General features: G+C 33.7%; 13 protein-coding genes. 9 read left to right on the forward strand and 4 right to left on the reverse strand.

Going from position 1 to position 12,390, the window contains the following annotated elements; genetic code table 11:
• Positions 1-115 precede the first annotated feature (115 nt).
• Positions 116-679 carry a GNAT family N-acetyltransferase gene (locus tag BMW29_RS10285; RefSeq protein ID WP_177165744.1) on the reverse strand — a complete coding sequence of 188 codons (564 nt, stop codon included), beginning with the start codon at positions 677-679 and terminating at the stop codon, positions 116-118.
• Positions 679-1,401: a 16S rRNA pseudouridine(516) synthase gene (locus BMW29_RS10290; protein ID WP_092653086.1), complete on the reverse strand. Its 723-nt coding sequence runs from the start codon at positions 1,399-1,401 to the stop codon at positions 679-681. Before BMW29_RS10290 ends, BMW29_RS10285 begins: the two co-directional genes overlap by 1 nt.
• A 135-nt stretch (positions 1,402-1,536) precedes the next feature.
• On the opposite strand from BMW29_RS10290, the gene BMW29_RS10295 reads away from it, so the two are divergent.
• The 4 genes from BMW29_RS10295 (at position 1,537) to BMW29_RS10310 (ending at position 4,750) form a co-directional block, all read left to right on the forward strand.
• On the forward strand, positions 1,537-2,661 hold the full coding sequence (locus tag BMW29_RS10295; RefSeq protein ID WP_177165745.1) for a low temperature requirement protein A: 1,125 nt from the start codon (positions 1,537-1,539) through the stop codon (positions 2,659-2,661).
• Between the two features lie 70 nt (positions 2,662-2,731).
• The gene (locus BMW29_RS10300; protein WP_092653090.1) at positions 2,732-3,487 is read left to right on the forward strand and encodes a TerC family protein; all 756 of its coding nucleotides are present in this window, start codon (positions 2,732-2,734) and stop codon (positions 3,485-3,487) included.
• A gap of 179 nt (positions 3,488-3,666) precedes the next feature.
• Entirely contained in the window at positions 3,667-4,440 is a 774-nt protein-coding gene (locus tag BMW29_RS10305; RefSeq protein WP_092653092.1) for an AzlC family ABC transporter permease, read from the forward strand.
• Complete coding sequence (locus BMW29_RS10310; RefSeq protein ID WP_092653094.1) at positions 4,433-4,750, forward strand: AzlD domain-containing protein; 318 nt, start codon at positions 4,433-4,435, stop codon at positions 4,748-4,750. The genes BMW29_RS10305 and BMW29_RS10310 overlap by 8 nt, the downstream gene beginning before the upstream one ends.
• 49 nt (positions 4,751-4,799) lie before the next feature.
• Here the strand turns inward: BMW29_RS10310 and BMW29_RS10315 are convergent, their stop codons facing one another.
• Entirely contained in the window at positions 4,800-5,420 is a 621-nt protein-coding gene (locus BMW29_RS10315) for an MBL fold metallo-hydrolase (RefSeq protein ID WP_092653096.1), read from the reverse strand.
• A gap of 97 nt (positions 5,421-5,517) precedes the next feature.
• The gene (locus tag BMW29_RS10320; protein ID WP_177165746.1) at positions 5,518-7,209 is read right to left on the reverse strand and encodes a MucBP domain-containing protein; all 1,692 of its coding nucleotides are present in this window, start codon (positions 7,207-7,209) and stop codon (positions 5,518-5,520) included.
• A gap of 855 nt (positions 7,210-8,064) precedes the next feature.
• On the opposite strand from BMW29_RS10320, the gene BMW29_RS10325 reads away from it, so the two are divergent.
• The 5 genes from BMW29_RS10325 (at position 8,065) to BMW29_RS10345 (ending at position 12,333) form a co-directional block, all read left to right on the forward strand.
• On the forward strand, positions 8,065-8,763 hold the full coding sequence (locus BMW29_RS10325) for a GntR family transcriptional regulator (protein ID WP_092653100.1): 699 nt from the start codon (positions 8,065-8,067) through the stop codon (positions 8,761-8,763).
• The gene (gene citG / locus BMW29_RS10330; RefSeq protein WP_092653102.1) at positions 8,750-9,637 is read left to right on the forward strand and encodes a triphosphoribosyl-dephospho-CoA synthase CitG; all 888 of its coding nucleotides are present in this window, start codon (positions 8,750-8,752) and stop codon (positions 9,635-9,637) included. The genes BMW29_RS10325 and citG overlap by 14 nt, the downstream gene beginning before the upstream one ends.
• A gap of 312 nt (positions 9,638-9,949) precedes the next feature.
• Positions 9,950-11,284 (forward strand): LPXTG cell wall anchor domain-containing protein, encoded by a 1,335-nt coding sequence (locus BMW29_RS10335; RefSeq protein ID WP_092653104.1) that lies wholly within the window; start codon positions 9,950-9,952, stop codon positions 11,282-11,284.
• A gap of 256 nt (positions 11,285-11,540) precedes the next feature.
• Complete coding sequence (locus BMW29_RS10340; protein WP_092653106.1) at positions 11,541-12,098, forward strand: hypothetical protein; 558 nt, start codon at positions 11,541-11,543, stop codon at positions 12,096-12,098.
• A 19-nt stretch (positions 12,099-12,117) separates the two neighbouring features.
• On the forward strand, positions 12,118-12,333 hold the full coding sequence (locus tag BMW29_RS10345; protein WP_092653108.1) for a hypothetical protein: 216 nt from the start codon (positions 12,118-12,120) through the stop codon (positions 12,331-12,333).
• The last annotated feature ends 57 nt before the right edge of the window (positions 12,334-12,390 follow it).

Here is a 12,390-nt window from a genome sequence, read left to right on the forward strand (position 1 = left end):
GACCCTTTCCCCTAAAAATAGTCTTGTACGAGAACTTACTTATTAGGTTATACATTACTACTTAACTATAAAAAAGCCTTCAAATGTGACTGAACATTTGAAGGCTTGCAACACTTTATTTATTTAGCCATTTTAAATAGCCATAGCAAAGATGAACTCTTGTCGTTTCATATTGCGCTAATTGTTCTAGCTCTAGCACATGATAAAAGCCACTAACTAATGTAGAATCAACTGCTTGTTGTTTTTTCCCATAAACATGAAAATATTGAGAAGCCACTTCAAAGCCTTGCTTTTGATAAAACCGATTGGCCCCCACATCATCTCTTGTCCAAACCTCAATAAAATCCACACCTTCATCTGCTAAGGTTTGAAGCACTGTATCATAAAGCTGTTGCGCAATGCCACGACCTTGAAAAGCTGGATGAATGGCTAAATGTTCAATGACAGCACCTTTCCCCTCAGCTAAACTGGTCTCTTTTAAAGTTGCGCTATCCCAAATGACATCAATCAGACCAAGCACTTGTTCATTTTCCACAGCAATGATTTTTAATGCGTTTTTCTTTTCATATTTAGGGACGCTTGTATAAACGTCATCATAATAAGCTGTTTCAAAAAATGAAAGTAACCGACAATGAAGCCAAGCTGTTTCATACTTTTTCTCATATTGTTTGATTTCCACTAGTCTTTCCTCCCATCTGTTAATAAAAGAAATTCTTCTTTGGTTAATGGTCGATACGTGCCTAGTTCCAATGTTGGATCAAGCACCAAACTGCCCATTGAGATTCTTTTCAAATAAATGACTTTTTTTCCTACTGATAAAAACATTTTTTTTACTTGGTGAAATTTCCCTTCACTAATCTCTAAGCGTACGCTACTCTGATGAGGTGCTGCACTTAAAATCGTTAATTTTGCAGGCTTGCATTGAATGCCCCCATGAAAAACAATCCCTTTTTCAAAAGCGAGGACATCTTCTGCTGTTACTTCTTCATTGACTACTGCCTCATAACATTTTATGACCTCTTTACCAGGAACAAGTAAAGTATGAGCAAGCTGACCATTATTAGTAATTAACAATAATCCCTCTGTATCTCTATCTAAACGTCCCACTGGAAACAAGCCAGGTCTTTGATCTGTTGCAGCAATTAAATCAATCACCGTTTGATTTTTATCATCTGAAACGGCGCTAACAACACCAGCTGGTTTATTTAACAGATAGTAAACATGGGTCTCATCCGTTAAGCGCTCTCCTGCTACAATGACTTGCTGAAATTCTGGATCCACAGCATAGCCATCCGCCAAGATGACTTGACCATCAATCAAGACTTGTTTTCTTTTAATTAACTGCTTCACTTTTTTTCTTGAACCATAGCCCTTTGCTTCAAGTAATTTATCTAGCCTCATCTGGTTCCTCCAATAAACTTGGTATCATTTCTATTTGATTTATTTTAACCTTTATCTTAAAACGCTTCAATGTCTTTTCAATATGATTTATTGTATACTTTTTTTACAATCTCAACAAAAGGTGGTGGTTTTCATATGAAAGAAGCGGTTCCTCAAAAAGTCAGTGTTGCAGAATTATTTTATGATTTGATTTTTGTTTATGCGATTAGAAGAATTTCTCATCTGATTATTCAAGTTGATCGCTTTGATCGGATTCCTTTTCAATTACTTGGAGAATTCGCCTTATTTATTCTGATTTTTTGGAGTATTTGGACCTATCAAACGGTTTATAATAATCGTTTTTTCCAGCCACATTTGCCTTTTTATCTCTTTTTATTTATGAATATGTTCTTTGTTGCTGTTTTATCTCAATCAATTGATACCAATTTAGCAAAGTCATTTTTCACTTTTGCTGGTGGTACCACGCTTTTATTTGCTAGCATTGCGTTACAATTCCTTTTAAAGTACCTAGAAAGCGCGAATGAGGCTGTTAAGAAGCTTTGTAAGTATATTTGTATGAGTTTACTTCCCGCGGTGTTATTGGGCCTTATTTCACTATTCTTACCTGCTCCATTTAATTATGTCGTGTATTTGGTCGCTGTCTTGTTTGCTGCGTTTACACCTCTTGCATATGGACAAGTATTGACTGCTGTTCCAACTAAGTTTAGTCATTTAACGGAGCGTTATAGTTTGTTTATGATTTTATTATTTGGAGAATCGATTATTTCAATGACGCAGACAATTGATCCCCATCATATTACCTTAGAAAGCTTGTTCTTCTTTCTGATTATTGTCTTACTTTTTGCTTTTTATATGGTGATGTATACTTCTGGGATTAATCATCATTTGAAAACAAATGGTCTGACGATGATGCATACCCACCTTTTCCTATTTTTGAGTGTTGGGATTATGAGTGCTCTGCTAGATTTATATATTCATACACCACTAGATCCACTCTTTTTCTTTAGTTTATTTTTTATTAGTTTATTGGCTTTTATTTTAAGTGTACTCTCTAATCTAAAGGCTTATCATAAAGCACGCATTGTTTATACAAAGAAAACCAGTAGAATTAATGTTGGGATTATTTTAATTGGCGGATTGATTTCATTTTTAGTGAGAAAAGATACATTAATGATGTTATTTGTGATTACTGTGATGTTGCTCTATGCTGTATATGATTTATATGTTCATGTGATTATGCGCGGGAAAAAGCATTATTAATTCACTATTTCCATCTAATAAGGCCTATGTTATACTGTTTCTTGTCTAAATTTAGAGGGGAATGGATGAAATGCTTCATTTTATATCACAATTATATCAACCTTTTTTTGATCTTGAAAATTGGAAAATGGTACTGACTTCCGGCAGCGACTGGATGTTGATTTTTTCTTTAATCATTTTGGAATGTTTGCTATCAGTTGATAATGCGGTTGTATTAGCGGCACAAACACAAACTCTTGAGCATGAGGAAGACCAGAAGAAAGCACTGGTTTATGGCTTATGGGGAGCCTATTTATTCCGTTTTATCGCAATTGGATTAGGAACATTTTTAATTCATTTATGGGAAATTAAAGTCTTAGGTGCTTTATATTTAATTTATCTGGGTGTGCATTATTTTTATCAAAAAAATCAACCAGCAAGTCATACAGCAATAACAAAGAAGAAAAGTAAATGGGGGATTTCTCCTTTTTGGTCAGTAGTCATTTCAATTGAGTTAATGGATATTGCTTTTTCGGTAGATTCCGTTTTAGCATCGCTTGCGATTTCATCAAATCCTGTTATTGTTTTACTTGGTGGTTTGATTGGCATTCTTTGTATGAGAGGTATTGCTCAGATGATTACCAAATTGATGAAAAAAATCCCAGAATTAGAAACAATGGCTTATTGTTTAATTATTGGCATTGCAGTGAAATTATTCTTATCTATTCCAATGATTGATATTGAAATTCCTGCAACGCTATTTTCTATCATTGTCGCTGGTGCCATTGTAATTACTTTGTTGACACATTATTTGAAGAAAAGAAATAGGGAATCAGTCAAAGAATAAGATTAATCTAAAAAAGCTCAGTATGAGCTTTTTTTATTTGGTGCAGCAATATTTTACTTCAATTTAGCCAACTGCTTTCTTTTAGATAAATAAAAAATTCGTGATTGCTATTTAATTTCTTCCTATTTTATGTTATAACTGCAAGTGTTGGTCATGTAAGTATAATGGAGGATTGTCTCATGTTGAAAAAGAAACCAACAATTTGGCAGGAAACATTAAAAGTTGCGATGCCTCTTTGTTTAAGTTATATACCAGTTGGACTGGCTTGTGGTATTTTATTACAAAAAGTCGGATTTAATATTTTTGCCACTGTTTTGATTTCATTTTTAGTATTTTCTGGTGGCGCACAATTTTTAGCAGCAACAATGTTACTGGATGCTGCACCAATTGTCTCAATTATTATGATGACTTTATTTCTTGAATTGCGCTATATTTTGCTAAGTTCAAGTTTATCCACATTTATGAAAAAGGAGAAACCTTCTTTTATTACAATTTTTACACGAACGATTAATGATGAAAATTATGCAGTCAATTATTTAAAATTTTATACAGATGAAAACTGGACAAGTAGAAAGGCCTTAATGGTCAATCGTTATTCTCTTGCTTCTTGGGTAATCAGTAATGCCATTGGTACGTTTATTGCTTCTGGTCTTTCTCTTGATGCACATGTCGTTGATTTTGCTTTGACGGCGATGTTTATTTATATGTTTACTATGCAATTACAAAATAAATTGATTATTTTTGTTGGGCTTTTTTCTGGTGTTTTAGCTGTTGGCTCCATGTTACTCTTCCAAAATACAATTGGTTTAATTCTTGCAACACTAATTGCTTCTTTTACAGGCTATGGGATTGAACGCTTTTTGAAGAAAAATCATTTAGAGCAATATTTAAAATTACAAAATAAAAATTCACGACATTTAATGGATTCGGAGGCGACAGTTCCTCATGAGTAGTCAGTTATTATATTTGATTTTAGGGATGGCCTTTGTCTCCTTTTTACCTCGAGTGATGCCAATGATGTATTTTTCTAAAAGAGAAATTCCTCAGTGGTTCCATGATTGGATGAAGTATGTGCCCGCCGCATTATTTGCTTCTTTATTTTTTAAAGATGTTTTTATTAATAGTGGCCATTTAGAAATTTGGGGAAATATCAAGATTCTTGCCGCTGTGATTGTGATGGGTGTTGCTTATAAATCCAAATCAATGGGTATCTCTGTCGTTGCTGGGCTAGGTTCTATTTTATTGCTTTATTATATTTTTTAATACGAAAAGAAGCTGATTCTTATTGGGAATCAGCTTCTTTTTTATTTGCTTAATGATTAAAAAATGGGTTTGTTGCTTTTTCATGTCCAATCGTTGTATGATCGCCATGTCCTGGATAAGCCACCATTTCATCTGGTAAAGTAAATAATTGAGTAACGATACTTTCTAACAGCTGTGCTGAGTCTCCAGTTGGGATATCTGTTCTACCAACACTTCCCTTAAATAGTGCATCTCCTACGATAACAAAACCATCAAAAATAAAGCTCACGCTTCCAATTGAATGTCCTGGAGTTGGTACGACTTTAAAGGAAAACGCGCCAAGGTCATAATGCTTCATGTCAAATTCATATTCAGCTTCGTTGGCAATCACTGGGGTTCTCCCCATTTTATAGGATAGATTCATACTTGGATCACCGAGCCAAGATTGCTCAGCTGGATGAACATAGACAGGAATTTGATAGTGTGTACGAATTTCTTCTAATGCACCAATATGATCAAAATGGCAGTGTGTCAGCAAAATAGCTGCTGGTTTTACCTTTAATTGGTCGATTGTTGTGATGATTTTTTCTGGCTCTGCACCTGGATCTATCACTAAACAAGTTGTCTCATTTGAAATAAGGTAACAATTTTCTTCAATTGCGCCAGTTTTAATACGGGTAATCTTTAGCATTTTTATTCAGTCCTTTTTGTTATGATTGGTCTATTATACAACAATTTTAGGACTTTTTTAAATACGGACTTTTATTTAAATAGTTGTGCAAGCTTTTTTAATTGATTAATCCGATATTCAAGGTTGTGTAATCCCAACTATATGGCTTTGGAGCAGTACGTTCTGGTTGTAAATAGAAGGTAATCCAATATTCTTTTTTGCCGTTACCATCCACAACAGGTACACCAGTCTGTTTATTTTTAAAGGAATGTGGTGTATTCAGATTATCTGTTAGCACATACCCCATGTTTTGATAATATTCCGGGATGATGACCTCAATATGATAGTATCTTCCTTTTGGATTTCTAACTAAATGAACAGTTGTGTACTCATTTGAATCTCCAATAACAGAATTTGTTAATTGATTGACTTTTTCATTCGTCGCTATCACATTTTCAGGAAGCAAAGCATCTACATTTCTTATCTCCGCATAGCCTTTACTTGGTACAACAATTTGATTATTTCCAGCTAAAATGACTTGTTGGATATGAAATATCATTTGCTGTTTTAAATAGTAATAAGTAACGGTTAACGGTTCCTTCCCATAAACACCATTGGCATTACTAGGAGCAACAACGACATCATATCCCTCTATCTCTTTAGGAATAGCTTTATAGGGTTCTCCCAATGAAAAAACTGTACTTGTTAGCTTTTCATTTGCTAAAGGCTGATTATTTTCTTGATTCAAGAATTGAACCTTCACAAGTTGTGGTATCGCTGCAGAATGGGAATTTTGATCATCAAGTATTTCTTTTTGATTACCATATTGACTAAATTCAACATAATAACCTGAGTTATAAACTGGATCTTTTCTGCCATTTTCTAGGTCATTCCACCACATCGTACCTCTTAAAGCAAACTGTAAAACGTACTCCCCGGTGCCATTATTATTAGGTTCTGGAGGATTCGTACTCCAACCATTATAGATACCTCTTGGAGCAAAACCTCCCGCTGCTTTACTTTTACCAATAAAAAAAACAGTACGAGGATTTGATTCCGGTCCTGATGCCCAATACCAATCGTTTGCTTGAAGATTATAGTTTGGCAGGAAAGAAGATATTGTGGATTGATCCATAATCGGCAAACCATTATGAAGAATCATTCTTGTTCCACCTAACCAACCTGCATCTGTGGCAATTGAGTTAAAAATATAGCTGTGTTCCTCTGGACTTGTAATGGTCGCAAGGTAACCTGTTAAACCTTTATATCGTTCTTTTTTAGCTGCGTTATAGGCATCTAGCCATGGCACAATTTTTTTGACAAATTTATAATAATGGGTCACACCATTAGGATCCTTCCAAGAAGAAATTTTTTCTCCACTCAGGGCAATGTTAATGTCTCCTTTTGTTTTTGTTTCATCTTGAATGGATAAATTTAAGTTTTTTAAGACATTTTGTACATCGGTAGGTGTATTGTTTGCTGTTAATATGTAGTTAATGACCTTTTCTTCTGGTCTATTAGAACTTGTCCAGCCAGCAGGAACAGTCATACTTAACTGTACTCCTTCAGGCATTTTAATCGTTACAGACTGAATAGCACCAAAGCTTTTTACAATATCTACGTTCTCTAACATATATTTTTGACCATCTCTTTTTACATCAAACATAATTGCGTTCGTTTCACCTGCCCTAGTTGCAACTTCAACATCAGGCTCTGATAATTCGTTAGCCTCAGTTCTTGAACCAACCACGAAAAAAAACATGACCAAACTAGCCAATATAAAAAGCTTACTTATTTTTCTATTTAACATGTATAATCCTCCCTTTTTAATTAAAATAATGCCATCTATATATGAAAAATTGTACATTATACTCAAACCTAAAGCCTTTGCTACTGAAGAGACTCTTAAACTTTCCAATAATGTATGACTGACTAGCATTTATCTCTTTTTTGTAGGTTATAACCGCGTCTTTTGGCATAGAATAAGTAAATGCTGTTCCACTACCAATGATAATCTCTTCACTAGAATCAGCTGCTATTGGTTGATGTCCAATAAAAAAGAACGTACAGCCATTTTTTTATTATAATCAAACATTTTTCTTCCTACTCCTTTATATGTATTCCAACTAAAAAATGAAAAAAACAATTGTTTTTTTCATTCTTAGGAAAGAAAATAGAAAATGCTTCTAAATGTTGATCAAACAACATCCAGAAGCATAGGTATACTCATTTAAAGTTCAGGGATTTCTTTTTGCAACAAACAATTGTTTATTGCACACTAACATTATCCCAAGTTACCAACCCTGTCAATATCATTTTTTTGTATTGCTATCAAGCCTTTTTCGCAACTTTTTATTAAAATATACCAATAAGCATAAAAAAGAAAAAGGATAGTCATTTTATATTATTTGTTAATAAAATAAATCTGAAAAATTAAACAGAATTTTTTTGAATGAAATCGTCCTTAGCTAAAAAACAAGGACTGACCTCATCTTTTATTTTTGATTGTTATAAAAAATGACCGGATTTCTGCCTAAGCACCATACAATCCATTCATTAAAAAAACGATTCTTCGCTCATTCTACCAAATTTCATTGTTCTCACTCTCTATTCACTATATAATGAAAGTGGTAAAGAAGTGTTCACAGAAAACAGGAGGAACCTCATGGATGATTATATTGGAGAAATCATAAAAGCAACAGATGCCAATCAGTATTTACCTTTAAACGAGATGGTCTATAATGGGTTACGCAAAGCAATTATCGATGGCCGAGTTCCGATTGGTATTCGTATTAATGAAAAGGAATATGCAGATCGAATGAATATCAGTCGGACACCTGTTAGAGAAGCTCTCAAACGACTTGAAGTAGAAGATTTGGTGGAGTATATTCCTAGATTTGGTGTGATTGTCAAAAAAATTAATCGTGCAGATATTATTGAAATTTATCAAATTAGAGTGGCTTTAGATGTCTTAGCAACGGATAATGCCATGAAGCTGATGTCGGAAACCCAATTTGATGAAATGAAGGACTTACTTGAATTAACAGAAGAAAAAAACCGTAATGGAGATATTGATGGTGTGATTGCATTATTTACGGATTTTAATACGATGATTTATAAAAATGCCAAAATGCCACGCTTAATTTCAATTTTGGCTAAGCTACAAGAATACTTACTACGCTTTCGCGATATTTCTATTCGCGGAGAAGCTCGTAGACGCAAAGCACTAGATGAACATTGGCTAATTTATAGAGCCATGAAGAATAAGGATGAAGAACAAGTTGCGATGATTATTGAAGAGCACTTACTCTATTCTATGCAATTTATTATCGCTGAAACGGAGAAAAGTAATGAAAAATGTTAACCAGCTGGCACAACAATTAGCACAGTTTGCACAACAAGGATTACTTTATGAGGCTGCTTTATCCCCTAAACCTGGTCTAGTTGATGCAACGAATGCTGGTGCTCATGATGATATGGATCTTTTTACTTTTTTAGATAGCTCAGTGGCTTTATATCCTGGATTTATCAATTATGCCCAAGCAGGACTTCAGCATGACGGCACTTTAACGGAACTATTTCACAAAATCCGACCAATTGGGATAGCGATTGAAAAAGAGATGAATCTTGCAACAAATGGCGTAAATACCCATAAAGGGGCTATTTTTTCCTTTGGTATTCTCCTGGCTGCAGCTGGTTGTTATTTAAAAAGAGAAAAACTTGTTTTAAGTACCCCTCTAACAGCCACTCAAACAGAAGATATTTTTAAATTAGGGCAAGCTATGGTTACAGAATCTTTGGCAAAGGATTTTATTGGTTTGGAACAAAAAAATCCGTTAACAAATGGCGAGAAGCTTTATTTAAAATATGGTCTAATGGGGATTCGAGGAGAAGCTTTAAACGGTTATCCTCTAATTCATGAACTGGCCTTACCTTATTTAAGAAAAAAGGCTACTTCTTCTTTAAGTGTAGAAGATAAGTTATTAACTACTTTAATGTACCTCATTTCAACTTTGGAGGATTCTAATTTGGTAAGTCGTGGTGGCATAGCTGGCTTAAATTGGGCCAAATCAGCTGCAACAGCCTACTTAGAGCATTATTCACCTCAAACAGTTGAAGGCAAAAAACAATTACAGTTACTCAATCAAGAATTTATTGAACGTCATTTAAGTCCGGGCGGTTCAGCTGACTTACTTGCATTAACCATTTTTATAGCTAAATTAGAGCAAGTATTGTAACCTGTTTGCAATCGAGGTGGCAATAAGGGAAACATTTAAAAGACTATTGAATAAAAACTAGTAAGCAAAGGTGACCACAAATCATCTTTGCTTTTTAGTTTTAAAAAAATAATCAATCATTAAAAAACTATATATTCAACCTAATCTTTTTGAAAACAGTTTAAAAAAATAGAGAAAAAAGCTCTAAGCAGGGGTTTCTAATAAATTTTATCAACCAATAAACTGTTCTCCATTTTCCTAAGTTGATTTATTTTATTATGGTAGTATAATTAAAACCGAGAAATAATTAGCATTAAAACAGGAGGAATTATTTTGACAAAATCCAAAAAAATAGTATTGATAGCAATACTCATTAGCTTTTTATCATTTTTCCCAACCAGAGATACATATGCAGAAGATCCATTTGAAGGGCGTGTAGATGTCTATCTTACAACAGAGGATGGCTTAATTGATGAACTACTTATTCAATGTGTGAATATTTACATAGATATAAATGTCCCTTCTGGACAATATACGGTTCAAGATTTTTTTGATACTTTTTATGTAGGTCCTGACTATAATAAAGGAACGACATTCATTGATATTTTAACTGGTATTTCAAATGTTAGTAATGGTACTTGGACTGATGCTGAATTTAAAGAGCAGCTAGGTTATCAACTAACAGAAAATGATTTATTGAGTTTGGCTGATTTTAAAGGCTATTCAATCGATTTCAACCAACTGGAAGCTAAATTAAACGAGACTGTTATTTTCACTACAGATGATGAAGTACAAAAATTTCAGGTTCCTTTTGTCAAGAATAACGCAAAAACAACCATTCATTATCAATATGAGGATGGCTCAAAAGCAGCCGATGATTATGTTGTTGAAGGAAAAGAAGGGCTAACACCAAATGTTATGGTTCAAAGTCCAACAATTGATGGTTATGTCGCAGATCAACCAACTGTGGAGGTCGCTCTGAACGGTATACAAGAGATCGCGGTTACTTATCATGAACCACCTCTACCAACAACAGATATCACGATTCACTTTGTAGATGAGAAAAATCCAATAAGTGAGCTAAAAAGTCCAGTAGTCTTAACTAAAGAGATAGGTAGTCTGGTTGATTTAACAAAAGAGAATATTGATACATCCGTTGAGGGCTATCTTCTTAAAAATCAATTAGATACAAGCTATGAGGTCAAGGATAGTCCAAATGATATTTATTTAACCTATCTAAAGGATGCCACAAAAGCGGATGTTACCATTCACTTTGTACAAGCGGATAATCATGAAATTGCACTTAAGGAACCCATGATTTTAAAAAATCAAACGGTTGGTGCATCTATCGATTTAGCTTCACTGATGATTCCTAAAGAGATTGATAACTATTTATTAACAAGTCAGTTGGATACTGCTTATCTGGTTAAAAGTGGTGTAAATGACATTTATTTAACCTATGATACCAAGACATCAGCACCACCAATAGTCGATTCAAATTTACAACAGCCCACAACAACTGTTGAGGAAAAAACAAATGATCCAGCTATCAAGACACTCCCTCAAACAAGTGAAGCTACCAATTCCCTTTTCTCTGTATTTGGTATTCTACTAGCTTCAGCAGGCATTCTTTTCTGGAATTGTAAAAAAATTGAACACCATTTATAAAAATTCAGAATAAATAATTTGAATCGCTTAAGTGCATCCACTGAAATTACTTTTTTGAGATAAATTTTAGTGGATGCATTTTTTCATTTTGATTCCAGTTATACAAACCTCACTAGACACAGTTCAATTAGCTGCGAAACCTATTATATAATAAATAAAAAAGGGATTTTCAAAGTATCTATTAGATTTTTGGGGATGGTGTTATGCTTTTTTTTATTATATAATTAAACCCGATTATATGAGGAGGGAAAGACACATGTGGGTGATTGCAATACCTATTGTATTGATTATTTTAATGACAGGCTACAGTTTTTGGATGCGCAAACAAGGGAAAGAATATTTTCAAGCAGGAAATGAACAACGGTTAGAAGAGGAGCAATACTTTTTAGGAAAAATGAAAGAAATTGCTCAAAAAGTCCAACCAAATTTAGATGGGAAAATCATCGTGAATGGACAGTTTATCAAATCAACAAAAGTTGGGATTAAAATCACTACATATTATTCCTATATTTTGCTATTGGATCCTGCTAGTAAACAAATCCAAGTCATTCATTACAATCCAGAAACGGAAGAAGCGAGTGATGGGGGCTATTTTATGAAGGAACAAATTGAAGCTGTGGATTTAGTAAAGGGCGCGCAAACTAATTACTTATTTAAAGATACAGCGCATAAGCAATTATTTTCTGTCCAAACAATCGGCAGTGAATTTGCTCAGGAAGATGATTATACAATTAAATATCCACAAGAAGAAGCTTATAACAAGCTACGAAGCTTCTTTGACTTACCACCATTTCAAATAAAAAATCATCTTTAATAAAGGATTGGAGAAAAACATGCTCATTAATTATATTTTAGTTGCCATCATTTTTATTTTTTTAAGTTGGGAATTTTATTCGTATAAGAAGGCGAAAAAACAAGGAAATGCTGTTGTGATTCGTCCGCTGTATGATATTGGAGCTGTTGTTGTTTTCCTGCTGGCTCTTTATGGTATTTTTACCAATCAAAGCTATGATGAAATTGTACGCTTAGTTGAAAATCTTTTTAGGTAAATTTAGGTTTAAAAGATCAAAAAAACGAATCAAAATCCTAAGATTTTGATTCGTTTT

It is taken from the genome of Isobaculum melis (genome assembly GCF_900111355.1).
GTDB classification, from domain to species: Bacteria; Bacillota; Bacilli; order Lactobacillales; family Carnobacteriaceae; genus Isobaculum; species Isobaculum melis.

Excerpts from the sequence above, each read along its gene's own strand:
- citG (WP_092653102.1), top strand. The coding sequence starts at position 8,750 with ATGAAAAATGTTAACCAGCTGGCACAACAATTAGCACAGTTTGCACAA.
- BMW29_RS10325 (WP_092653100.1), top strand. The coding sequence starts at position 8,065 with ATGGATGATTATATTGGAGAAATCATAAAAGCAACAGATGCCAATCAG.
- BMW29_RS10295 (WP_177165745.1), top strand. The coding sequence starts at position 1,537 with ATGAAAGAAGCGGTTCCTCAAAAAGTCAGTGTTGCAGAATTATTTTAT.
- BMW29_RS10345 (WP_092653108.1), top strand. The coding sequence starts at position 12,118 with ATGCTCATTAATTATATTTTAGTTGCCATCATTTTTATTTTTTTAAGT.
- BMW29_RS10290 (WP_092653086.1), bottom strand. The coding sequence starts at position 1,401 with ATGAGGCTAGATAAATTACTTGAAGCAAAGGGCTATGGTTCAAGAAAA.
- BMW29_RS10305 (WP_092653092.1), top strand. The coding sequence starts at position 3,667 with ATGTTGAAAAAGAAACCAACAATTTGGCAGGAAACATTAAAAGTTGCG.
- BMW29_RS10300 (WP_092653090.1), top strand. The coding sequence starts at position 2,732 with ATGCTTCATTTTATATCACAATTATATCAACCTTTTTTTGATCTTGAA.
- BMW29_RS10340 (WP_092653106.1), top strand. The coding sequence starts at position 11,541 with ATGTGGGTGATTGCAATACCTATTGTATTGATTATTTTAATGACAGGC.
- BMW29_RS10315 (WP_092653096.1), bottom strand. The coding sequence starts at position 5,420 with ATGCTAAAGATTACCCGTATTAAAACTGGCGCAATTGAAGAAAATTGT.
- BMW29_RS10310 (WP_092653094.1), top strand. The coding sequence starts at position 4,433 with ATGAGTAGTCAGTTATTATATTTGATTTTAGGGATGGCCTTTGTCTCC.
- BMW29_RS10320 (WP_177165746.1), bottom strand. The coding sequence starts at position 7,209 with ATGTTAAATAGAAAAATAAGTAAGCTTTTTATATTGGCTAGTTTGGTC.